The sequence below is a fragment of the Shewanella avicenniae genome (assembly GCF_017354945.1).
Taxonomy (GTDB): Bacteria; Pseudomonadota; Gammaproteobacteria; order Enterobacterales; family Shewanellaceae; genus Shewanella; species Shewanella avicenniae.
Window position 1 is genome coordinate 1,306,014 of the sequence record NZ_CP071503.1, and the last position, 22,510, is coordinate 1,328,523.

At 48.0% G+C, this 22,510-nt stretch carries 18 protein-coding genes; 10 read left to right on the plus strand and 8 right to left on the minus strand.

What is annotated here, in order from left to right; translation table 11 throughout:
• Positions 1-5: 5 nt before the first annotated feature.
• On the minus strand, positions 6-1,007 hold the full coding sequence (gene ubiU, locus JYB87_RS05785) for a ubiquinone anaerobic biosynthesis protein UbiU (RefSeq protein WP_207355943.1): 1,002 nt from the start codon (positions 1,005-1,007) through the stop codon (positions 6-8).
• A 133-nt stretch (positions 1,008-1,140) separates the two neighbouring features.
• Between ubiU and ubiT the strand changes: the two genes are divergently transcribed.
• A complete protein-coding gene (gene ubiT, locus JYB87_RS05790) occupies positions 1,141-1,668 on the plus strand; it encodes a ubiquinone anaerobic biosynthesis accessory factor UbiT (RefSeq protein WP_207355944.1) in 528 nt (175 codons plus the stop codon).
• Positions 1,669-2,805: 1,137 nt separating this feature from the next.
• A complete protein-coding gene (locus JYB87_RS05795) occupies positions 2,806-4,176 on the plus strand; it encodes a magnesium transporter (protein ID WP_207355945.1) in 1,371 nt (456 codons plus the stop codon).
• A gap of 101 nt (positions 4,177-4,277) precedes the next feature.
• Here JYB87_RS05795 and dxs read toward each other — a convergent pair whose 3' ends face one another.
• Genes dxs through xseB form a run of 3 tightly spaced genes read right to left on the minus strand, consistent with a single transcriptional unit; the run spans position 4,278 to position 7,282 of the window.
• The gene (gene dxs, locus JYB87_RS05800; RefSeq protein ID WP_207355946.1) at positions 4,278-6,143 is read right to left on the minus strand and encodes a 1-deoxy-D-xylulose-5-phosphate synthase; all 1,866 of its coding nucleotides are present in this window, start codon (positions 6,141-6,143) and stop codon (positions 4,278-4,280) included.
• Between the two features lie 20 nt (positions 6,144-6,163).
• Positions 6,164-7,042, minus strand: coding sequence for a (2E,6E)-farnesyl diphosphate synthase (gene ispA, locus JYB87_RS05805; RefSeq protein WP_207355947.1), 879 nt, complete (start codon positions 7,040-7,042; stop codon positions 6,164-6,166).
• Entirely contained in the window at positions 7,043-7,282 is a 240-nt protein-coding gene (xseB, locus tag JYB87_RS05810; protein WP_207355948.1) for an exodeoxyribonuclease VII small subunit, read from the minus strand.
• Positions 7,283-7,648: 366 nt separating this feature from the next.
• Here xseB and pomA point away from each other — a divergent pair, with 366 nt between their 5' ends.
• The 7 genes from pomA to rlmM all read left to right on the plus strand — a co-directional run bounded on the left by pomA (position 7,649) and on the right by rlmM (position 14,213).
• Positions 7,649-8,416: a flagellar motor protein PomA gene (pomA, locus tag JYB87_RS05815; RefSeq protein ID WP_207355949.1), complete on the plus strand. Its 768-nt coding sequence runs from the start codon at positions 7,649-7,651 to the stop codon at positions 8,414-8,416.
• Positions 8,417-8,419: 3 nt separating this feature from the next.
• Entirely contained in the window at positions 8,420-9,364 is a 945-nt protein-coding gene (locus JYB87_RS05820; protein ID WP_207355950.1) for a flagellar motor protein MotB, read from the plus strand.
• Positions 9,365-9,547: 183 nt separating this feature from the next.
• The gene (thiI, locus tag JYB87_RS05825; protein ID WP_207355951.1) at positions 9,548-11,002 is read left to right on the plus strand and encodes a tRNA uracil 4-sulfurtransferase ThiI; all 1,455 of its coding nucleotides are present in this window, start codon (positions 9,548-9,550) and stop codon (positions 11,000-11,002) included.
• A gap of 175 nt (positions 11,003-11,177) precedes the next feature.
• A complete protein-coding gene (locus tag JYB87_RS05830; RefSeq protein WP_207355952.1) occupies positions 11,178-12,089 on the plus strand; it encodes a transcriptional regulator GcvA in 912 nt (303 codons plus the stop codon).
• On the plus strand, positions 12,070-12,711 hold the full coding sequence (locus tag JYB87_RS05835; RefSeq protein WP_207355953.1) for an alpha/beta fold hydrolase: 642 nt from the start codon (positions 12,070-12,072) through the stop codon (positions 12,709-12,711). The genes JYB87_RS05830 and JYB87_RS05835 overlap by 20 nt, the downstream gene beginning before the upstream one ends.
• Before the next feature lie 2 nt (positions 12,712-12,713).
• On the plus strand, positions 12,714-13,103 hold the full coding sequence (locus JYB87_RS05840; protein WP_207355954.1) for a DUF423 domain-containing protein: 390 nt from the start codon (positions 12,714-12,716) through the stop codon (positions 13,101-13,103).
• Positions 13,104-13,145: 42 nt separating this feature from the next.
• Complete coding sequence (gene rlmM / locus JYB87_RS05845) at positions 13,146-14,213, plus strand: 23S rRNA (cytidine(2498)-2'-O)-methyltransferase RlmM (RefSeq protein ID WP_207355955.1); 1,068 nt, start codon at positions 13,146-13,148, stop codon at positions 14,211-14,213.
• A gap of 154 nt (positions 14,214-14,367) precedes the next feature.
• Here the strand turns inward: rlmM and JYB87_RS05850 are convergent, their stop codons facing one another.
• Together JYB87_RS05850 and JYB87_RS05855 are read right to left on the minus strand one after the other, a co-directional pair.
• A complete protein-coding gene (locus tag JYB87_RS05850; RefSeq protein WP_207355956.1) occupies positions 14,368-14,715 on the minus strand; it encodes a hypothetical protein in 348 nt (115 codons plus the stop codon).
• A 128-nt stretch (positions 14,716-14,843) separates the two neighbouring features.
• On the minus strand, positions 14,844-15,851 hold the full coding sequence (locus JYB87_RS05855; protein ID WP_207355957.1) for an isocitrate dehydrogenase: 1,008 nt from the start codon (positions 15,849-15,851) through the stop codon (positions 14,844-14,846).
• A 280-nt stretch (positions 15,852-16,131) separates the two neighbouring features.
• Here JYB87_RS05855 and JYB87_RS05860 point away from each other — a divergent pair, with 280 nt between their 5' ends.
• Complete coding sequence (locus JYB87_RS05860) at positions 16,132-18,933, plus strand: prolyl oligopeptidase family serine peptidase (RefSeq protein WP_207356609.1); 2,802 nt, start codon at positions 16,132-16,134, stop codon at positions 18,931-18,933.
• A gap of 116 nt (positions 18,934-19,049) precedes the next feature.
• Here JYB87_RS05860 and JYB87_RS05865 read toward each other — a convergent pair whose 3' ends face one another.
• A complete protein-coding gene (locus JYB87_RS05865; protein WP_207355958.1) occupies positions 19,050-19,655 on the minus strand; it encodes a YjaG family protein in 606 nt (201 codons plus the stop codon).
• Positions 19,656-19,667: 12 nt separating this feature from the next.
• Positions 19,668-22,433 carry a two-component sensor histidine kinase BarA gene (barA, locus tag JYB87_RS05870; RefSeq protein ID WP_207355959.1) on the minus strand — a complete coding sequence of 922 codons (2,766 nt, stop codon included), beginning with the start codon at positions 22,431-22,433 and terminating at the stop codon, positions 19,668-19,670.
• Positions 22,434-22,510 lie beyond the last annotated feature (77 nt).

A 22,510-nucleotide genomic window follows, 5' to 3' on the forward strand; every position in this document is an offset into this window, starting at 1 on the left:
TGCTCCTATTGCCAACTTCTATCATAGGCGCCCAATGTCGTCACTTGGCCTTCAGATACTTTGCGCAATGCTTCATGCCAATGGGCTTCGGTGAAGAATTGCTCAGGCGCTGCCAAATATCGGTCAACCGCTTGGCGCCATACCTTAGTTACTTGACTAACATAGGCCGGACTGCGTTGACGTCCTTCAATTTTCAGTGAATTGACACCAGCGCGAGCCAGTTCTGGCAGGAGTTCAAGCGTGCTTAGACTCGTTGGCGATTCCAGCATAAATTCCGGTTGTTCACCGTGCTCAGCAATATATCGGCCTTTACAAATGACAGGGTATCCGATGGTTTCATGCTCTGCTGTACTGTCAACTAACACGTTGTTAAGCCGTGTTTGATGGTCACCTTGGCACTCTTGCCAGCGTACATATTTTGCCGGTGAGCAAGAGCCGCCGCGATTAGGCGACTCGCCAGTGACGTAAGAAGATAATTGACAACGTCCCTCGGCCATAATGCATAAGCTGCCAAAGGCAAACACTTCCAGCTCCACGTCAGTTTGGCGCGAAATATCTTTGATTTGTTGTAATGAAAGTACTCGGGGCAATACCGCTCGGCGAATATTAAATTGCTGCTGATAGAAATTTAATGCGGTAGCGTTACTGACACTCGCTTGCACTGACAAGTGTAATGGCACCTGTGGATGGTGAGTCGTCGCATAATCAAGCAGCGACAGGTCCGCCATAATCAGTGCATCAGCGCCGTAATCTGCAGCGGCGTCAATGGCATCATGCCAACGTTGTTCCACCCCAGTTTGTGCAAAAGTATTGATGGCGAGATACATCTTTTTGCCTGAGCGGCGTAACAGTTTCGCCGCATCTTTCAGCGTATCTGGGGTGAAGTTTAAGCCCGCAAATGAGCGCGCATTGGTATTGTCTTTTACGCCCAAATAAACAGCATCAGCTCCCGCATTGATGGCTGCTTTGAGCGAAGCCATGTTGCCGGCGGGACACAAGAGTTCCATTAGCGATTCTCTTCCATTTTATGAGTTGGCAGATCTTAACGAGGATTGTTATTCATAGAATTGATTTGAAACAGGTTTCTCCACATAAACAAAGGTTAGACTGACATGTTTTGATGACTTTTAAGGGCTAGTAATGCAGGGATTGTTTGTAAGTAAGATGGCCGCGTCGCTGTTAAAAAATGCGCCACAAGTAGCGGCTAAACCTTTGGCTGTCATTCCATTTACGATTAAGCAGTTAGCGTTAACGCAGCTAACACAAACACTGCTAAAAGAAGCGCTAGAGCAACGCTGTCTCGATTTTATGCAAGGCAAATGGGTTGCGATTGAGATAACCGATGTACAGTTGAAGTTTGAGCTCAGTTACCAAAACGGGCGTCTTATCGTGCGGCCACCGCAATGCCCAGATGTAACATTCAGTGCTCGCAGTGATGAATTGCTTCTGATTGCAGCGGGAAAGGAAGATCCCGATTCATTGTTCTTTAGACGCCAACTGTGGATCGAGGGTGATACCGAACTCGGGCTACAGGTGAAGAATTTGCTATCGTCATTAGACCCTGAAAAGCTGTCACCGATTATTCGTTTTGGATTGGGCTATTCTGCACAATTATTGTTATGGCTTCAGCAACAAGCGGCCACTACTCCTTCACTCTCTACACCATAAAGTTGATGGCACTTTGCCAAAAAAAGAGCGACCCAATGGGTCGCTTAAAAATTTGTATGGTCGCGCTAGAAACCATAAAAAGAGGGAGATAATGATGAACGAGAAACTGTTCATATAATCTGACTTTCTCTTTTCCGAAAAGTTCTCAGTTAAACTTCATTTTTTTTAAAATTTTAATTAAATGGGGATTTTGACGATCCTGGTATTTTCAACCAATTGAATTTAAATATCTTTTCCCTCTTTGCTCGAAAATAGGCAAAAAAAATGGCAGTCAATGACTGCCACGAAAGGAAATTTTGAAGATTCTGTGCGCTAGTCCAGCATCTTCAAGGGAGGGGATGATGAAACATAAATTCGCTTCATAGTGTATGACTGGCTTTACTTTAAAAAGTTCATCGAGAGTGAAATTTTTTTGAAATTTAATTAAAAAAAATGGCAATCAATCGATTGCCATAAACTAAGTAGAGTTGATATTGGCAGTGCGCTAGAACTGGCAATATCATAAGGGAGATGATGAAACAGGTTTAAACAGTCTCAGTAATTAGGACTGACCGTTAGCGGTATTGGTTCCCGGCAATTTAAAATATTTTCCAAAATCAAAAAATTTGCGGCTGACCAATAAGAAAGGCAACCAAAATTGGTTGCCTTTAGGGGAATTTTTTAGGAGTCAAACTCGTCGCCTTTAACCGCTTAGCATTACTCGCTTGCTCACCCTATCTGACTGACTGCTGCACAATTAGTTCCGCAGAAAGCAAATTTTGGGATTAAAAAAAGGCAGCTTATAGGAAGCTGCCTCTCGATCCACTTAGGGATCAATGGGGCCGCGCTAGAAGCCCCTCTAGGGAGAATGATGAACAAAAAAATTCCGTTCACTATGTTGGATGTGTAAATGAGGATGGAGTTCCAACTGAACGTAAAAATTTTCAGATTATTTCAATCTTCAACGCTAACCTTATGAAGCACTGATGCTTTTTTAATAAATCAATTAATGTTCTTCCGTCATTTCGCGGCATTTCATGCTATGGTTCATCATCATCTAACGGCTGAACGTCAACTTTTGTGGTGTGAGCGCGAACCTTGCACTAAGCAACGTCATTCATCTGTTTAGCCAAGTCGAAATAAATTTGGGAGATAACTGTGGCCCAAGAAGTTGAATCCAATAATGACGCATTAACACAGGATGTGGGGCAGGTCATTCAGAGTGTGACTATTGCTGACCGCGAGTCACAAGCCGAAATCTTTGAAGAAGTGCTAGAAGAGTTCGATTCGGGGACTGTGGCACTGCTGCTGGAGTCTTTGCCACTCGAACAACGTTATCAGCGCTGGTTACAAGTTGAAGAGGATGTACGCATCGATGTGCTGAGCGAGATGCGTGCTGATCCGCGTTTTAGCATTCTGAAGCAGCTCCCCGATGAACAGCTTGATGAAATTCTGGCGGGCTTGACGCCAGAAGCTATGGTCGATTGGAGTGACTCCTTACCGGATCGTTATATCGACCGTGCCTTGCAAAAAATGGGTGACCGGCAGCGGCAACGGTTTGAGTTATTTGACCAGTATTCTGAGAACCAAATTGGCCGTTATATTGAGCACCAGCTGTTAGCACTTGATACCTCGGCAAGTGTCGCTCAAGCGCAGCGCTTTTTCCGCCGTACCGATTTGGATTGCTGCACCAGTCTGTTTTTAGTCGATGAACAAGATCACTTTGTGGCAACGGTGACGCGGTATCAAGTGTTTCGCGCTGATGAAACCGCCGTGCTGAGTGATGTTGCCGAAGATGATGCGCGAGTCTTGCGTGCTGATATGTCGTTGCTGGAAGCGGCAGAGGCGATTGAACACAGTGATCTCACTGAGCTACCTGTGGTGGACGCCGAGGGTTTATTGATCGGGCGTTTGACCTTGCGTACTGCTACCGCGTTGGTGCGCGAGCACTATGAGGCGCAGATGATGGCGCATGCGGGGATGGATGAAACCGCTGACTTGTTTGCTCCTGTATTTGCTGGCGCTAAGCGGCGTGGTTTGTGGTTAGGGATAAATTTGCTTACCGCATTTTTAGCCTCCGCCACCATCGGGCTATTTGAAAACGTGCTCGATAAAGTGGTGGCGTTAGCCGTGTTGATGCCCATCGTGGCGTCAATGGGCGGTATCGCTGGCTCGCAGACACTGACCTTGATGATCCGCGGCATGGCGATGGGGCAAATCTCCATCGGTAACCTATTTGCACTGTTTCGTAACGAGTTAGCTATCGGCGCGATTAACGGCGTGGCATGGTCAATCGTGATTGGGGCAATTGCTGGGTGGTGGTTCTCCGATGCGGTGATGGGCATTACCATCGGCATTGCGATTTTGGTCAATCTATTGATGGCGGCCATGGCTGGCGTGTTTATCCCGATGATATTGCAGAAACTCAAGCAGGATGCCGCGTTATCAGGCTCGGTGATTTTAACCACGGTGACTGATGTAGTGGGCTTTTTTGCCTTTTTGGGGATTGCCAGTCTGTTCTATCTTTAGCGGCTGATTTGTCGCTGGTTCAATGCGTGAAAGCAAAAAGCTCTGCCGCGGCAGAGCTTTTTAAATCATGAACAACACCAGTAAAATCGAGGCTTAACGTCTTAGCTCACAAAGTCGCTGATCTGTTTCAAAATGCCTTTGCCGTCTAATCCTAACTCTTCGATGATTTCGACCGGGCTGCCGTGCTTGATAAACTCGTCAGGCAAGCCAATCTGCAGTACTGGTTTGCAGATTTTTTGCTTAGCTAAGTATTCCAAAACACCACTACCTGCACCGCCGACAATCACGTTTTCTTCCACTGTGACTAATACATCATGGCTGCTCGCTAATTGATGCAACAACTCTTCATCTAACGGTTTCACAAAACGCATATCGGCAACCGTCGCATCTAAGGTATCAGCGGCTTCAAGCGCTGCGGCAAGCGTAGTACCGAAGTTAATGATTGCGATCTTGCTACCTTGACGTTTGAGCTGGCCTTTACCGATAGGGAAACAACTCATCTCTTCAACTTGTTTCGCCCCGGTGGCGCTGCCGCGAGGATAACGCACTGCAACAGGCCCATCCTGATAGCAATAGCCGGTATAGAGCATTTGGCGACATTCGTTTTCATCGGATGGTGCCATGATGATCATGTTCGGTACGCAACGCAGGAAGCTTAAATCAAACGCTCCTTGGTGCGTTGGGCCATCAGCGCCCACAATGCCGCCACGGTCGATGGCAAACAACACGGGTAAGCGTTGCAACGCAACGTCATGAATCACTTGATCGTACGCACGTTGCAGGAAGGTCGAGTAAATCGCCACGACCGGCTTATAGCCTTCGGTGGCAAAGCCTGCGCCCAGCGTTACTGCATGTTGCTCAGCGATTGCCGCATCAAAATACTGCTCTGGGAAACGCTGTGAGAACTCCACCATGCCTGAGCCTTCACGCATTGCGGGAGTAATGCCGAGCACTTTTTCATCTTGGCTGGCAATATCACACAGCCACTTACCGAACACTTCTGAGAAGGTAGGTAAGCCAGGTTTAGTGTCCGGCTTGCGGAACTGACTTGGGTCAAACTTAGGCACCGCATGCCAGCTGATCGGATCTTTTTCTGCGGGCTCATAACCTTTGCCTTTCTTGGTCATGATATGCAGCAGTTGTGGTCCTTGCAGCCCGCGCATGTTTTTCAGTGTTTCGACCATAGCATCAACATCATGACCATCGATGGGGCCAATGTAGTTAAAGCCGAGTTCTTCAAACAGCGTGCCTGGCACCATCATGCCTTTCAGGTGTTCTTCAGTGCGGCGCGCCATCTCTTTGATGACAGGCATGCCTTGCAGCACTTTTTTACCGCCTTCACGAATCGTGGTGTAAAAACGGCCGGACATCAGTTGCGCAAGATGTTTATTGAGTGCACCAACGTTTTCAGAGATGGACATCTCGTTGTCGTTTAGCACGATCAACATATCTTTATCCAAATCGCCCGCGTGATTCAGCGCTTCAAACACCATACCGCCGGTCATGGCGCCATCGCCAATCACAGCCACCACTTTACGACCAGCTTGCTCTTTATCTGCGGCAACAGCCATGGCTAGTGCAGCAGAAATCGAGGTGCCAGAGTGGCCAACGCTAAAGGTGTCGTAAGGGCTTTCTTCGCGCCAAGGGAAAGGATGCAACCCGTCTTTTTGGCGAATGGTATGCATTTGATCGCGACGGCCAGTCAAAATCTTGTGCGGATAGGCTTGATGGCCTACGTCCCACACCAGACGATCAAACGGCGTGTTAAACACGTAATGAAGTGCAACGGTTAATTCAACCGTGCCTAAACCTGAAGCGAAATGCCCACTAGAACGGCCGACAGACTGCAGCAAAAAAGCACGCAGTTCGTCGGCTAATTGTGGCAAAACGGCCTGTGGTAACTCGCGGAGTTCTTCCGGGGTATTGGCTTGCGCCAATACTGGAAACTGAGTGGTATCCAGACTCATAAATTTATTCATTATGTTATTTATACTCGCCGCTCAATGATATAGCGGGCGAATTCAGCAATTATTTGGTTATTGTAGGGCAAATCATCCAAGGCTGATAGTGCATCTTGCAGCAGTTGCTGCGCAGTTGATTTGGCGCCATCCAGTCCTAACAGCCGCGGATAGGTGCTTTTATTTGATTTAGTATCAGAGCCTTGCGGTTTGCCTAACTCTTCAGTCGAGCTGGTAACGTCAAGAATGTCGTCTTGGACTTGAAACGCCAATCCAATCGCATCGGCGTAATCGCCTAGGCGCTGCTGGGTGTGGCTGTCGCCACTGGCGGCAATCACCGCGAGTTCTACAGCGCAGTGAATAAGCGCCCCTGTTTTGAGACGATGCAATTGGGTTAATTGGGCTAAATCAATCTGTTTGTCGGTCGCCGCCATATCTAACGCTTGGCCGCCACACATGCCGTGATAGCCCGAGGCTTTCGCCAGTGCTTTCACCATCGCCAGTTGTTGGGTTGCAGTAAAATGATCATCGCTGCTCAGGATTTCAAAGGCCATCGACTGCAACGCATCACCTGCAAGAATGGCTGTTGCCTCATCAAATGCGATATGGACCGTTGGTTGACCACGGCGCAATTCATCATCGTCCATCGCCGGCAAATCATCATGAATGAGCGAATAGGCATGAATGCATTCAATGGCACAGGCACAACTGTCTAGCTTATCTTCGGCAACGCCTAGCATCTCTCCCACGGCATACACCAGAAATGGTCGTACACGTTTACCTCCCAACAATACGCCATGGCTCATCGCGGCTTTTAATGCGGGGTCGGTAACTGGCAGGTTATCTAACACTGATGTGAGATGTTTATTAACACGTTGCTGATAGTGGGCTATGACGTCGGATAACAATTACTGTTCCTCGGATTCAAACGGTGACAATGGAGCTTGAGTATCATTGCTAAGCAGGATGGCGACCTTTTGTTGTGCTTGATCCAGCTTGTCTTGGCTGGCACGCACCAGATGAACACCTCGTTCAAACTGCTTTAATGCATCATCTAATGACACTTCGCCTTGCTCCAATTCGGTGACAATCTGTTCCAGCTCACCGAGTGACTGCTCAAAACTGAGATTTTCCGGTTTTTTAGCCACGTCAAAATCCTGTAATTCAATCTGGGGCAAGAGTATACCAGCCATCAAGGGCAGACTGCGACCATCCTTTTTAACGGTGGTGAAAGCGTGCTCGCAAAAAGTGCTCAAACGTTATATCAGCAGTCACTAAGGGTCAATCTGACGCCTCGTTAATTTGGACTGCCGCACGCTTTAGCTGACAAATTTATTTTGAATATTCTAAATTCACTCTAAACTTGCCTAAGGTCTGACCGATAAAACGATATAGAACCCGTTTAAATTGAGTAAGTTGGTTATATACTTAAACGCATTCAGATAACTGCTCAATGCGAACGGCGACAGCGGGTAACATCTCATCACTTTGACGAAGGCTATTGAGGAGCAACAGTGGATTTAGCAACGGTAATTGGGCTTGTTGGGTCATTTGGCTTCGTTGTCGGAGCGATGGTGACTTCTGGTGGTTTGGGGATCTTTATCGACGTGCCATCAGTACTCATTGTGGTGGCCGGTAGTATGTTTGTGGTGATGATGAAGTTTAACCTCAAGCAATTTCTTGGTGCGGTTAAAATTGCCATTAAAGCGTTTATGTTCAAGTTGGATAAGCCAGAAGAGTTGATTGAACAATCGGTGACGATGGCTGACGCCGCGCGTAAAGGCGGTTTTCTCGCGTTGGAAGAAGCGCAAATCTCTAACTCCTTCATGCAGAAAGCGGTTGATATGCTGGTGGATGGACACGACGGAAGTGTGGTGCGTGAAGCGCTAGAAAAAGATATCGCATTGACCGAAGAGCGCCATAAATCCGGTATTAGTATTTTTAAAGCAATGGGGGATGTTGCGCCAGCGATGGGAATGATCGGTACCTTGGTGGGCTTGGTGGCGATGTTGTCTAACATGGATGACCCTAAATCGATTGGGCCTTCTATGGCGGTAGCGCTGTTAACCACACTTTATGGCGCAATGATAGCCAACATGCTTGCGCTGCCCATTGCGGATAAATTGGCGTTGCGGATGGGCGAAGAGATGTTGAACCGTAATTTGATTATGGACGCCGTACTTGCCATTCAGGATGGTCAAAACCCGCGTGTTATCGAGGGCTTTCTCAAGAATTATCTTGCGGAAGGGCAGCGCAAGGTTGATACCACCGGCGGGGAGTAGCCCATGGCTAAGGCTAAGTGTGAATGTCCACCTCCCGGCGCACCTATGTGGTTGGCAACCTTTGCTGACCTCATGTCACTGCTGATGTGCTTCTTCGTACTGTTATTGGCATTCTCCGAAATGGATGTGCTCAAATTCAAACAGATTGCAGGTTCGATGAAGTACGCCTTTGGTGTGCAAAATAAAGTAGAAGTCAAAGATATTCCAAAAGGGACTTCGGTGATTGCGCTGGAGTTCCGCCCTGGGCGTCCTGATCCCACCCCCATTGAAATCATCAACCAACAAACGAATGATATGACTCAGCCTACCTTGGAATACCAAGCGGGTGAGGATGACAGTGCTGGCGGTACTCAAAAGCAGCGGGGTGATCAGCGTGGTGGTGAAGCTCAAGCCACAGCGCAAGAGCAAGCTGAGGCACGCAAGAATCAAGAAAGCGAAGCCAAGCAACAAGAAATCAACGAGCAAGCGAAGAAAATGGCGCAACAACTCAACAAAGAGATTGTGGATGGCGCCATTGAAATTGAATCTTTAGGGCAACAGATCATTATTCGAATTCGTGAGAAAGGCGCTTTTGCATCTGGTTCTGGTTTTCTCCAGCCACAATTTCGGCCGGTGATTCGGGCCATTGGGGATTTGCTTAAAGATGTCCCCGGGGTGGTGACGGTGTCTGGTAACACCGATGGCGCTAACATCAGTAATGAACTCTATCGGTCAAATTGGGATTTGTCGGCGCAACGAGCAGTTGCGGTAGCGCATGAACTTATTGCGGTAAAAGGCTTTGATCAAAACCGTATGAAAGTGGTGGGAATGGCCTCGACCGCCCCTTTGGTGCCAAACGATACGCCGGAACATAGAGCACAAAACCGCCGAGTAGAAATTGCTATTGAGCAAGGCAAAGCGATGGAGTCAAACGATGAAATTCAAGTGACGCCAGCGACTAATCCTTAATCTTTGTTGCGATAAATGCCGACACTGCTTGATAAGTGGCTGTCGGCATTTTTAGTTTCCAGTCATTGTTTACTTACACAGCCAGCGTCAGCGTTTAAATAGCACGCTTTTATTGGGCGCACTGCAGAGCTTTTGCTATACTGCGCCGATTGCCGATTTATAAGCTGTTGTTCCGGACGTTTCATGAAGTTTATCGTTAAGCTGTACCCCGAAATTATGATGAAGAGCAAGCCGGTGAGAATGCGTTTCACCAAGATGCTCGAATCCAATATCCGTAATGTTCTCAAGAAAGTAGATGAAGAAGCCGCTGTGTTACGCCAGTGGGATCGCATCATGGTGCATGTCCCCACAGGTAAACCTGAATTGGTGGATGTGTTTGCTGAGCGTCTCGCCTGTATTCCGGGCATCTCGACGATTAGTCAGGTTAACGAGTACAGCTTTGAAACGGTACACGACATCTACGAGCATGCATTGAAAGCGTTTGGTGCATCGTTAGCGGGCAAAACTTTCTGTGTTCGGGTTAAGCGTACCGGTCAACACGAGTTCAACTCGATTGATGTGGAAAAGTATGTCGGTGGTGGTTTAAACCAACATACTGATGCTGCTGGTGTTAAGTTGAAGAACCCTGACACCACAGTGAATCTCGAAATCAACAAAGATAAGCTTTACTTGGTTGAGCGAAAAATCCCAGGCTTAGGTGGGTTCCCGATCGCGACGCAAGAAGATGTATTGTCGCTGATTTCCGGTGGCTTTGACTCAGGCGTATCCAGTTTCCAATTTATCAAAAAGGGCGCTCGCACTCACTATTGCTTCTTTAATCTTGGTGGTGCGCAGCACGAGATTGGGGTGAAGCAAGTGGCTCATCATTTGTGGAAGCGCTACGGCGAATCCCACAAGGTGAAGTTTGTTACTGTGCCATTTGAGCCTGTGGTGGCTGAGATCTTAGAACGTATCGACAACGGCATGATGGGCGTGATCCTCAAGCGAATGATGATGCGCGCTGCGACTCGCGTTGCTGAACGTATGGGCATTCAAGCTTTGGTCACTGGTGAAAGTTTGGGACAAGTGTCCAGCCAAACCTTAACCAACCTCAATGTGATTGATCGTTGTACCGACTTGCTGATCTTGCGTCCGCTGATCACCATGGACAAGCAAGACATTATCAACGAAAGCCGCATTATCGGTACTGAAGATTTTGCCAAATCCATGCCGGAGTATTGTGGGGTGATTTCGCAACGCCCAACCGTAAAAGCGGTGTTAGCAAAGATTGAAGAACAAGAAACTAAGTTCTCTGAAGATTTGTTAGACCGAGTGATGGCTGCGGCAGAAGTAATTGATATTCGTGAGATTGCTGAGACTATGGATACGAAAGTAGCGGAAACTGAAACCGTCAGTACAGTTGCTGAACAGCAGATCGTCATCGACATTCGTTCGCCTGAAGAGGAAGAGCGTAAACCGTTGGCTGTCAGTGGCGTTGAAGTAAAACACATTCCGTTCTTCAAACTCGCCACCGCGTTTGCCGATTTAGATAAGAGCAAAACCTATCTGCTCTATTGCGAACGTGGCGTGATGAGTAAACTGCAAGCGCTGTACCTGCTCGAGCAGGGACATAGCAACGTGAAAGTCTTTCGCCCTTAAGCATCATTTCATTGAGAAGCCGCATCTTAGTATGCGGCTTTTTTATTGCGGCTTGCTGCAATCCTCAGCATCTCAAGGCTTTTTAAGTTCAACAGCTCTAAAACGCTGGCATCTAATGATAATTAAATGTCAAAATATGGATTAGAAAATCTAATAACAATAATCAAGGAAAGTTATGAGCAAGCGACTTCCGCCTCTTAATGCCGTTAAGGCATTCGAAGCTGCAGCCAGACACTTAAGTTTCACCCGCGCCGCTGAAGAGTTGTTTGTTACTCAGGCGGCGGTGAGTCACCAGATAAAAGCGCTGGAAGACTTTTTAGGCTTGAAACTCTTTCGCCGCCGCAATCGCTCGCTACTACTCACGGAAGAAGGGCAGAGCTATTTTCTCGAAATCAAAGACATTTTCACCCAGCTCGCTGATGCGACCGATCGCCTGCTTGCGCGCAGTGCCGTGGGTTCGCTCACGGTCAGCATGTCGCCAAGTTTTGCGATTCAGTGGTTGGTGCCGCGCCTTGCCAAATTTAGCGAGAAGAACCCCGATATTGACGTGCGCATCAAAGCGGTGGATGGTGAGTCAGGCTCGCTGACCGATGACGTGGATGTTGCAATCTATTACGGTTTGGGTATTTGGCCAGGGTTGCGTGCCGATAAGCTGCGCAATGAAGTGCTTATTCCTGTGTGTTCACCGATGTTGCTCAAAGGTTCTAAGCCGTTAGCACAGCCGTCTGATCTTAAATTCCATACATTACTGCATGATATGAGCCGCCAAGATTGGCAAGCATGGTTCCGTCAGTGTGGTGTTACCGATGTCAACGTCAATCAAGGGCCAATCTTCAGCCATTCATCGTTGGTGCTGCAAGCCGCGGCGCATGGGCAAGGGGTGGCGTTGGGCTACAGCGTATTGGCGAAACCCGATATTCAAGCGGGTCGACTCGTGTGTCCATTTCAAGAAGTGCTGGTCAGCAAAGACGCCTACTATCTGGTTTGCCAACAAAAACATGCAGAACTAGGCAAAATCGTCGCCTTCCGCGAGTGGATGTTGGAGATGTTTGCCGAGGAATCGCGTAGTGAATTGCTCCCCGGATAATTGGATTTATCAAGCGGCAGACAATGCCGATACGCTGCTAATTTTTGCTCATGGCGCCGGGGCTGATATGCGCAGCGAGTTTATGCAGACCATGGCGGATCTACTGGTTAACGCTGGTTTTGCCGTATTGCGGTTTAACTTTCCGTACATGCAGCTCAGTGCGCTAGATGGTAAACGCCGCCCGCCTGATCGCGCGCCAAAGTTACTGGCCAGTTGGCATGGCACGCTTGACGCCGCTTTAGCACAACACGCGTTCGATAAGTTTTACCTCGTGGGTAAGTCGATGGGCAGTCGTATGGCCACCATGTTGGCCGCTGAACCTTTACCTAATGTGGTAAAAGGCGTCATTTGTTTGGGCTATCCGTTTCTGCCTAAGGGTAAAGCAGCCCCAAGGTTGGAAGCTATCAATCAATGCTTGCTGCCACTGCTGATTGTGCAAGGGGAACGCGACAGTTTCGGCACTCAAGCACAATTAGATGAATGGCCATTACCCGCTGCGGTTGAGACCGTGTTTTTAGCTGACGGCAATCATAGTTTTGAACCCCGCAAAAGTTCTGGGGTCACATTGATGCAAAACTACCAGCAAGCAGTCAGTTCTATTCTTGCTTTTACTCGGAGTTAATAATGAAAAAAGGGTTGTTTATGTTTGCCGCCATTAGCGGCTTTTTTGCGGTGGCATTGGGTGCATTTGGTGCTCACGGATTAAAAAATGTGGCACCACCGCATCTGATTGAAATTTTTAAACTCGGGGTGGAATACCAGTTTTATCATACCTTCGCCTTGATTGCGGTTGCCTTTGCTGGCCATTGGATTCATTCCCGGTTACTGGATTGGGCGGCTGGGTTGTTTATTGCGGGCATCGCGCTGTTTTCTGGCTCACTGTATTTATACGCGCTGATGGGCGTCAAAATGCTGGGCATTATCACTCCTTTTGGTGGCGTTTGCTTCTTGATTGCGTGGATGTTGTTAGCGGCTGCGGTTTATCGTCATCGTATGGATGAATCTGGGCTTTGATTTGCTATACTTGCCGCCGTTTTGGGCTTGACGAAAAAATTCATGAATAACCTGTTTCTATTTTGCCGTGCTGGCTATGAGAAAGACTGTGCCGCAGAGATCCAAGATGCGGCCAATCTGTTTGGGGTGGCTGGCTATGTCAAAGCGGCGAAAGATGCTTATGTTCAGTTTCAATGCTTCACCGCTGAAGATGCCGATAAGCTAGGCAAAGAGCTATCGCTAGAGCGTTTGATTTTCGCGCGACAGATGTTTGTAAGTAGTGACTTACTGACAGATTTACCGGCAGAAGACCGTATCACCCCTATCGTTGAGGCACTGCAAGCAGCACCGAAAGCGGGAGAACTGAGGGTTGAAACGCCTGATACCAACGAAGCGAAAGAGTTGCTGACCTTCTGCCGCAAGTTTACCGTGCCTCTGCGTCAAGCGCTAAAAAACAACGGCTTGTTGCATGCGAAGGAAAATAGCTATCGGCCGATTATTCATGTCTGCTTTCTTGGCTCAGATAAAGCATTCGTGGGTTATTCCTACAGTTTTAACAGCTCACCTTATTTTATGGGCATCCCTCGGCTTAAGTTTCCATCTGCCGCGCCAAGCCGTTCAACACTCAAGTTGGATGAAGCCTTTATTCACTTCATTCCTGAGGATGAAGCGGAACAGCGTTTATCCGGTGGCTTGCAGGCGGTGGATTTAGGGGCGTGTCCTGGCGGTTGGACTTATCAGCTTGTACGGCGTGGCATGTTTGTCTCGGCTATCGACAATGGCCCAATGCAAGATGAACTGATGAAATCAGGGCAGGTGACCCATTTCCGCGAAGATGGATTCCGTTACGAGCCAAAGCGTAAGAATGTTTATTGGCTGGTGTGCGATATGGTTGAGAAGCCATCGCGGGTGGCGGAGTTAATGGAACAATGGGCGATTAAAGGCTGGTTCAAAGAAGCGATCTTTAACTTAAAGTTGCCGATGAAAAGCCGTTACAAAGAGGTAAGTACCATTCTTGGCCGGATGGATACCATACTCAAAGAAAACGATATTCACCACTTTAGCTTGCGTTGTAAGCATCTGTACCACGACCGTGATGAGGTCACAGTGCACCTGAGTTTGGTTAAGTAACCACTGCGCGGCGAGTTAGATAAATGAAAAGAATGGCTTCGGCCATTCTTTTTGCTTTGAACGGTTTTATTTTGTACAGCGTGGCGGCAGCAGCGGCGGCCTACGCCGACTCAGTGTGGCGAACTTTATCAACTGACGACCTCGGTGAGGTAAGTTAGCGACCACTTCGGCCAAGATAACCTGCAGGTTTAGGGATATCTAAGCGTTCGACCACCGCATTGGGTAAGTTGAACTCCTGCACAATCCATTCAAGGTTTTCATACTGAAAACCTAGATATTCCCGTGTCATCATCAATGCCATCGCCGCCTCTGTGAGCTGCGTAATATGCTGCGCTTCCATTAAGCGTACAAAGCCTTGTTGCCGATCATCATTAAACTGTGCAAGTAACTTTTGTAGCGTGCGTCCAGCGCGCCCAAGCGCAGAACATTGCTCTTTGGCTACTTCATACTCAATCAGTTTATGTTTGCCGATGTGGATCTGGCTGACTGGATTACTGCTCATAGGATTTTTGGAATAACGGCTTTGCTATTTATCCTGCAATGGTCGAACGATAATTGCAATGCAATGAAAAAGGATGGCGAGCAGCCATCCTTTTATCTCACTGATGTATGTATCAGACAATAGTCTGCTTACAGACGATCAAGTACCGCTTGAGTGAAGTCTGTGGTGCCGTGAGTACCGCCCAAATCGGCGGTAGTGCGGTCACCTTCAGCAATCACAGCCGATACCGCTTGACGAACTTGAGCCGCTTTATCTTGCATGCCCAAGTATTCCAACATCTGTACCGAAGCCAAAATTACTGACGTTGGGTTGGCGAGGTTTTTACCCGCAATATCTGGCGCGCTGCCATGTACTGCTTCGAAAATTGCGGCATCTTTACCAATATTGGCACCGGGCGCCATGCCCAAACCACCCACCAAACCCGCACACAGATCTGACAGAATGTCACCAAACAGGTTGGTGGTCACAATCACGTCGAAGTTTTCTGGATTCATTACCAGCTTCATACAGGTCGCATCAACGATCATCTCTTCGGTTTTGATATCGGGATAGCGCAAGCTAACTTCGCGAGCTGTTTTCAAAAACAGACCTGAAGTTGACTTCATGATGTTAGCTTTATGAACGATAGTGACTTTTTTACGGCCTTCTTTGCGTGCTAATTCGTAAGCAAATGTGGTGATCTGCTCTGCACCTTGTTTAGTGATAACGCTGGTCGCTTCTGCTGTATTGCCGTCTTCAGAAACTTTTTGGCCGATACCTGAATACATCCCTTCGGTGTTTTCACGGATGGTGATGATATCAATGTTCTCGTAGCGCGCTTGTGTACCTTTGAAAGATAACACTGGGCGCACGTTAGCGTATAAACCGAATTTTTTACGCAGTGACACGTTGATTGAAGTAAAGCCTTCACCGACAGGGGTAGTCAGTGGACCTTTAAGGGTGATTTTATTCTTTTCAATCAGATCCAGCGTACGTTGCGGCAGCAATTCACCGTGTTTTTCTAACGCAGCTAAACCTGCATCAGCAAATTCATATTCAAAGTCACAGCCAGCTTTATCTAAAATTTTCAGGGCAGCATCAATAATGCTCGGACCGATCCCATCGCCAGGGATTACGGTAATCGTTCTTTTGGACATGGAGATTCCTTCCACGGTTGAACATTTAAGCAGGAGTCGCAAGGTGTGGGGGCACAGATTGCGAGTCGGATTATGTGATTTAGATCTCTTTTATTTTAAACACTTTTAAACACTTTTCACAGGAATTAGCAGGCAAATAACTGGCTTTTTATGTAGTCTAAAAGTCGAATAACCGCGCCGTTTGTGGCCATTTTATAAATTTCAGCATGGATTTTAGACATTGAAGGCCAAAATTATAGGAACAGGTCCGTCGCTATTAAGGACATCATTGCTGGCAGTGATGCTGGCATTGCCAAGCTATAGCAATGCCGCCGAGACCAAAGCAAATCTCACTCTGCAAGATATTATGCGCTTTGAGCAAATCACCGAGCAGACGCTCTCGCCCAATGGTCAGGTCTTGGCGTACGCCGTTAAGCCCGATCGCGGTGATAGTCGTGGCGTAGTGAAGCTAGTCGGGCGCAGCACAAGTTATGATGTCGCTGGCGGCAGTAAACCGGCGCTCTCCAATGATGGTGCTTATGCGGCATTTTTGGTAAAGCCATCGTTACTCGATACAGAAAAGGCATCAAAAGCTGAACGAAAGAAGCTTAAAGATAATCTCACCTTGGTGAATAACCAAACCGGAGAGCAGCAACACTTTGAGCGGGTGAAATCCTTTGCCTTCAGTGAGAATGGTCAATACCTGTTGGTGTGGCATGATGCTGATGAGCCCAAAAAAGAGGATAAAGCCGCGGGTAAGACTGCTGAAGCGGAATCCAACAGTGCCGAGAAAGCAGCAGCGAAACCCAAAACCGATAAAGCAGATTTAGGTAGCTCGCTTGAGGTGGTTAATCTTGCCAATAAGCAACAGCAGCGCTTTAGCGATATTACCGAATGGCAGTGGTCCTATGACAGCCGTTATCTGGCCTTGGCACAAAACAACACGGATGCGGAACTGCACAAGCTGCTACTCATTCGCCTCGATAGCTTCAACCAAGCAGAGCTAGTGAACTCAACTACACAGCAGATTGGCGCGTTAGCATTGAGCCGAGATAGTCACTATCTCGCTTATACGGCGGGAGATGCTGCCAGTAAAATAGATGAGCGGCTGTATCAATTGTCACTCTACGACATGCAAGCCGGTAAGTTTCAACGGATTCAGGACGGCGAAGCAGACAAAAACGGTTGGCGGCTGAATCGCTACGCCAGTTTGTCGTTCTCAGCGGATGGCGAGCGTTTGTTCTTCGGTCGCGTACCTGAGTTGAGCGCACAATTTACCCTGCCCAAAGTCAAGCAAGCCGCAGATCTATACGATGAAACGCTGATCACCGAGCAGCGTGGCTTAAATATTTGGCACGGTGATGATCAGCTGATTAAACCCAATGAAATCAATCATTATAAGACAGAAGTTAAACGTACTTATCTGGCGGTATTACATCTGAAGTCGGGCAGTGTGGTGCAACTGGCAGATAAGCAAGTGCCAGACGTCAACATCAGTCATCAGCGCCGATTCCTACTTGCCAGTTCAGATGTGCCTTATCAAAAGATGATTACTTGGGCGGGGTTTTATCGCGACTGGTATTTGGTGGATCTCAATACTGGCCATAGACAACCGATTATTGTGCAGCAGTCAGATGCCAATAAGCCGACCTTGTCACCTAATGGCGGCTATGTTGCTTATTATCAGCAGGGCAATATCTACCTTTACGATGTTGCCAAGCAACATAAAATTCAGCTCAATGCCGAGATTAAAACGCCATTTGCTGATGAAGATCATGACTATCCGTCGCCACCGCCAGGTTATGGCTTTGGTCCTTGGCTAGCCGATGATGACGCAGTGCTGGTGTATGACAAATATGACATTTGGCAGTTTGATACGCGCACGCATCAAGGCTTTATGTTGACCGCCGGAGAAGGGCGTAAACAGGGTGTGAGCTTCCGTGTCGAAGCCTTGGCGCAACCCGATAATGCCTTTGAGTCAACCATTGCGGATAAGCAATCTCTGTTGTTGCAAGGCTACAGTGAGCGCACTAAAGCCGACGGCTTTTATAACGCTAAAGTCGGCACGGCAGGCGTTAAGCCTTTGTTGAATAAAGAGGTGAAGCTGACGGTGTTGGCGCGTGCCAGTAACAGCGAGCAAATCCTCTTTAGCCAGCAGCGCTATGACCTGTTTCCGGATCTCTTCACCGCAAAGGTAAATCAGCCACAGCAGGCGCTACAGCAAACCGATTTGGATAAGCAGCGGCGCGCACTGCCTTGGGGGAAAGCAGAGTTGGTGCATTGGCTCGACGGTGATGGCCGTAACATGGATGGTGTCGTCATTAAGCCGGCTAATTATAAGCCAGGTAAAAAGTATCCAGTGATGGTGTATTACTATCGTTTTATGAGCCAGCGACTGCATGCGTTTCCTGACATGAAGATCAATCATCGCCCTAACTTTGCTTGGTATGCGGCCGATGATTATGTGATTTTCCTGCCAGACATCCGCTTTGAAGTGGGCTATCCCGGCATCAGTTCCGTGAAAGCCTTGACCAGTGCGGTGCAATCGTTAATTGCCAGTGGCATCGCTGAACCGAATGCAATTGGATTACAAGGCCATTCATGGAGTGGCTATCAAACCGCATTTGCTGTCACCCAAACAAATCTGTTTAAGGCCGCAGTCGCGGGAGCGCCAGTGAGCAACATGACCAGTGCGTTCAGTGGTATTCGGTTAGGGTCTGGGTTGGCACGTCAATTCCAGTATGAAACGGGGCAAAGCCGCATTGGTGAAAGTCTGCTGGCAGCACCGCAAAAATATATTGAGAACTCGCCAGTCTTTTACGTTGACCGCGTGCAAACGCCGCTACTGATCATGTTCGGTGATCGTGATGATGCGGTACCGTATGAACAGGGGATTGAACTTTATTTGGCGATGCGCAGAGCGGGGAAAGATGTGATCATGCTGCAATATGAAGATGAGCCGCATCACCTTAAGAAATACCCCAACAAGCTCGATTACACTATCCGTATGAAGCAGTATTTTGACCATTATTTGAAGGGCAAACCGGCTGCGACGTGGATGACTCAAGGCGAAGCTTATCGTGAACCTGCCAAAGCGGATTAATCGCTAAGGGAGGGGTGTTCAATACTTGAAACTAAAAAGCCGAAGCAATTGCTTCGGCTTTGTGTTTTCAATGGATTAAGTACGTTTCGGCAGTGATCATTGCCGCGTTAAATCCACTATTCAGGCAGTACGCTAATGCCGATATTGGATACGCCATCCATCACAATCTCTTTGCGCAGCGCTTTGACAAAGTCAGCGTCTAATTCGGGATTATCTTCAACAATCTCCAGCAGTGACATCTGCAATTCACGCTCCTGTTGCATCACCGGATGAGCAAAAATCGCATCTTCCAGCGCATCTTCGTTGGCAAACTCTTCATCCAATAGCTCCTCTACATAATTGGCCACGGTTGAAGATGAGAGTTTAGAGATGTTGGTGATGTCGTCTTCGATTTTGCTTTGCAGCGCGCCTAAAAATGACGACAACGCCACGACCGCATCTAACGCTGGATAAACGCCGTACATGTCAAAGTCGCTTGGCTCAGGGGTATTTTCTTCCAGCTTCGCCAACTGCGCTTCAATATTGAGTTTCAGTTTAGGGTCGTAGAGTGACTGCCACAATAATTGCAGCAAGGTGTCGAGCACGGCAGCATTGCCAAACTCGCTCACCTCAGCAAATAGCTGATAGTTGGGTAGCATGCGTTGGCATAACGCGATCGCAAATAACTTTTTTTGTTGAAAATTAAGCGTTTTAAGGCGTTTAAAAAAACCGACTTTAGTCATGAAACGTTCCGTCTAGTGGGCGGCGAGGATTTGCTTGGCGGCTGATTCTACCTTAGTTAGCTCATCAAGCAACTCGAGAACTTCGGGTTCGACATCTGCGATACTTTGTTGCTGTTTCAATGCCGTTTCAACGGTTTGACACAGCTTCTGCAACACAGGGACGCCCGAATAACAACAAGCACCATGCAGTTTGTGCACTGATTTTAGCATGCTTTGCTCATCAAATTGCTGCAGTGCTTGCTGGATTGTGTCGCTGACGTTTGGGATGGAGTCATGCAGTAACTGCAGCATTTCAAAGGCGAGCGACTCATTATTATTGGCCTGCACCAAACACATGCCCCAGTTGATGCTGGCGGTTTGCAGCTCCATCATCGGCAGCGCACTGCTGGTGGTCGGGTTCCAACGATTGATCACCCCTTTGAGGGCGATTTCGTCGATCGGTTTGGCCAGGTAGCCATCCATGCCACTGTTGAGGATATGTTCGCGTTCTTCCTGAATAGTATGCGCCGTTACCGCAATAATCGGCGTCGTGGCATTTAGTGCACTCTGGCGTATTTGCGCAGTCGCACTGATGCCATCAATACCGGGCATCTGAATATCCATAAAAATTAGGTCAAAGCTTTGCGCGAGGCACAGCTCAATCGCTTCTTCACCGTTATTGGCGGTGGTGACCTGAGTAACAATTTCACCCAACAAGGTATGAATTAGCTTCAAGTTGGCAAAATTGTCATCTACCGCGAGTACCGACATCGCAATCGGCGATGTCGCCAGTTTTTCATTGGTGACAGGGAGCGGTTGTTCTACCGGTTTTTCCAACAGATATTTTGCCATTAACGATTCGCTGATCGGTGTGGGCATCACGAGATCAACGGCTGGACGAATCGTGGTATTCAGCACCTGTTGGTTATGGCAATCGTACAGCGCAAATAGCACATCAGTGTTTCCCCGTGCTTGCTCCAGTACTTTTTTGATGTGCGATGGCGTGTCAAAGCCATGGCAGCTAATCAACATATAATCGTAGTGTTGCTGCGTTAATGCGGTTTGCAGCTGTTTCAGCGTTGTAGTGGGATACAGCACCATTTTCCAGCGCTGTAGCCTTTTGATCAGCACGCTGCGTGACAGCACGCGCGGCTCATACAGCAATACGGTTTTTTGTTTGAGCAATTCCACCGGTTGCCGTTCTTCCATATGGAATTGGCTTAACGACAGGGTGAGGGTAAACCAAAAAGTTGAGCCTTTACCGGTGCGGGAGGTAAAGCCAATCTGACCGCCCATTTGGTCGACTAAACGTTTGGTAATGACGAGGCCAAGCCCTGTACCGCCGAAACGGCGCGAAATACTCGAATCCGCTTGGCCAAACGCTTGGAACAGCATGTCTTGCTGAGACTCATCAATCCCAACACCTGTGTCTTCCACTTCGCAGTGCAGCTCTACTTCCTCGTCACGCAGTTGGTTGACCGCCATTCTCAACATGACGCTGCCTTGGTCGGTAAATTTAATCGCGTTGCCGATCAGGTTGGTGAGAATTTGGGTGATGCGCTGGCTGTCACCGTTGATGTTGTCCGGTACTTCTGGGGCAATATCGACTACGAGCTCTAACTGTTTGTCTTGTGCCGCGGGCGAGAGAATTTTTAACGTGTCGTCGATGGTTTCGCGCAGGGAAAACGGCATGTTTTCAAAGGTCATGCGCCCGGCTTCTAGCTTAGAAAAATCCAAAATGTCGTTGATGATGTTGAGTAAGTTGCTGGCGCTTTTCTCAATCGTTTGAATGTAGTCTTTTTGGTTGCTTTGCAGCGAAGTTTTCATCAATTGCCGCGCAAAACCAATGACGCCATTAAGCGGCGTGCGTAGCTCGTGCGACATATTGGCCAAGAATTCCGATTTAATCCGGCTGGCTTCCAAGGCCCGCTTTTTGGCGATGTCCAACTCAACGTTTTGAATTTCAATCTGCTCAAGGGTTTCGCGCAGATCTGAAGTGGCTTGGTCGATGTTTTGCTGCATCTCATCGTGATATTCAGACAGCGAGCCCGCCATCGCATTGATGCCGCGTTTAAGAATATCCAGTTCACCAATCAGGTTTTCGTTAAGTCGCGTATCAAGTTTACCTTCACGAATTTTTGCCACCGCGCGCACCATGTCGGTAATCGGTTGGGTGACGTTTTTGACCAACCGGAAGGTGAACAGCAAGTTTAACTGCACCCCAATTAACACAATAATCACCGCTGCCATTGCTGCTCGATGTTGTTCTAGCAGGGCCTTTTCTTTATTTAGCAGCAGCGCGGCATAGCCGATAGGCTTGCCTGTTTGTGGCCCCGAGGCATCGTCTTCTAATGCCAGCAAATTGGCCACGGTATAGATGGGCGTTCGCACAATCAGGCTATCACCCACGGGTTCAAATTCGGTCTGCACTAAGTTGACGATTTCGCCGCTAAAGCGCATCAACTCAAAGTCTTTGTGATAGTGCGAGGTCACGAATAGCCGATTTTCAGCGTCAAAAATGGCGATAGATTTAATCAGGGTAGATTTGTTCAGTTGCGCTGCGGCCAATAAACGTTTGGCGGCTTCGCGGTTATTGCTGGCGAGATCGCTTGCACTGGCGATAGCTAATGGCTCGATAATGTTGCTGCCTTGATCCTGCAACGTATCTTCAAGCTCATAAAAGCGATTTATGGTAAAGTAGCTTCCTAATAACACCCCAACCAAAATTGTCGGCGCCAGCGCCAGCATTAACACCCAGGCGCGCAGACTGTATTTGGTCATATTGCTATTGGTTGTCATGGATATGTTGGGGTCCAAGATTGAAAACTCTCTGCGCATAGACTGCCAGAATAGTTAGGTTAATTGCCAGTAATTTG

Bases quoted from the DNA above. Each gene is read 5' to 3' on its own strand.
- ubiU (WP_207355943.1), bottom strand. From the start codon at position 1,007: ATGGAACTCTTGTGTCCCGCCGGCAACATGGCTTCGCTCAAAGCAGCC.
- ubiT (WP_207355944.1), top strand. From the start codon at position 1,141: ATGCAGGGATTGTTTGTAAGTAAGATGGCCGCGTCGCTGTTAAAAAAT.
- dxs (WP_207355946.1), bottom strand. From the start codon at position 6,143: ATGAGTCTGGATACCACTCAGTTTCCAGTATTGGCGCAAGCCAATACC.
- JYB87_RS05820 (WP_207355950.1), top strand. From the start codon at position 8,420: ATGGCTAAGGCTAAGTGTGAATGTCCACCTCCCGGCGCACCTATGTGG.
- thiI (WP_207355951.1), top strand. From the start codon at position 9,548: ATGAAGTTTATCGTTAAGCTGTACCCCGAAATTATGATGAAGAGCAAG.
- JYB87_RS05830 (WP_207355952.1), top strand. From the start codon at position 11,178: ATGAGCAAGCGACTTCCGCCTCTTAATGCCGTTAAGGCATTCGAAGCT.
- JYB87_RS05840 (WP_207355954.1), top strand. From the start codon at position 12,714: ATGAAAAAAGGGTTGTTTATGTTTGCCGCCATTAGCGGCTTTTTTGCG.
- rlmM (WP_207355955.1), top strand. From the start codon at position 13,146: ATGAATAACCTGTTTCTATTTTGCCGTGCTGGCTATGAGAAAGACTGT.
- JYB87_RS05850 (WP_207355956.1), bottom strand. From the start codon at position 14,715: ATGAGCAGTAATCCAGTCAGCCAGATCCACATCGGCAAACATAAACTG.
- JYB87_RS05855 (WP_207355957.1), bottom strand. From the start codon at position 15,851: ATGTCCAAAAGAACGATTACCGTAATCCCTGGCGATGGGATCGGTCCG.
- JYB87_RS05860 (WP_207356609.1), top strand. From the start codon at position 16,132: ATGCTGGCATTGCCAAGCTATAGCAATGCCGCCGAGACCAAAGCAAAT.
- JYB87_RS05865 (WP_207355958.1), bottom strand. From the start codon at position 19,655: ATGACTAAAGTCGGTTTTTTTAAACGCCTTAAAACGCTTAATTTTCAA.
- barA (WP_207355959.1), bottom strand. From the start codon at position 22,433: ATGACAACCAATAGCAATATGACCAAATACAGTCTGCGCGCCTGGGTG.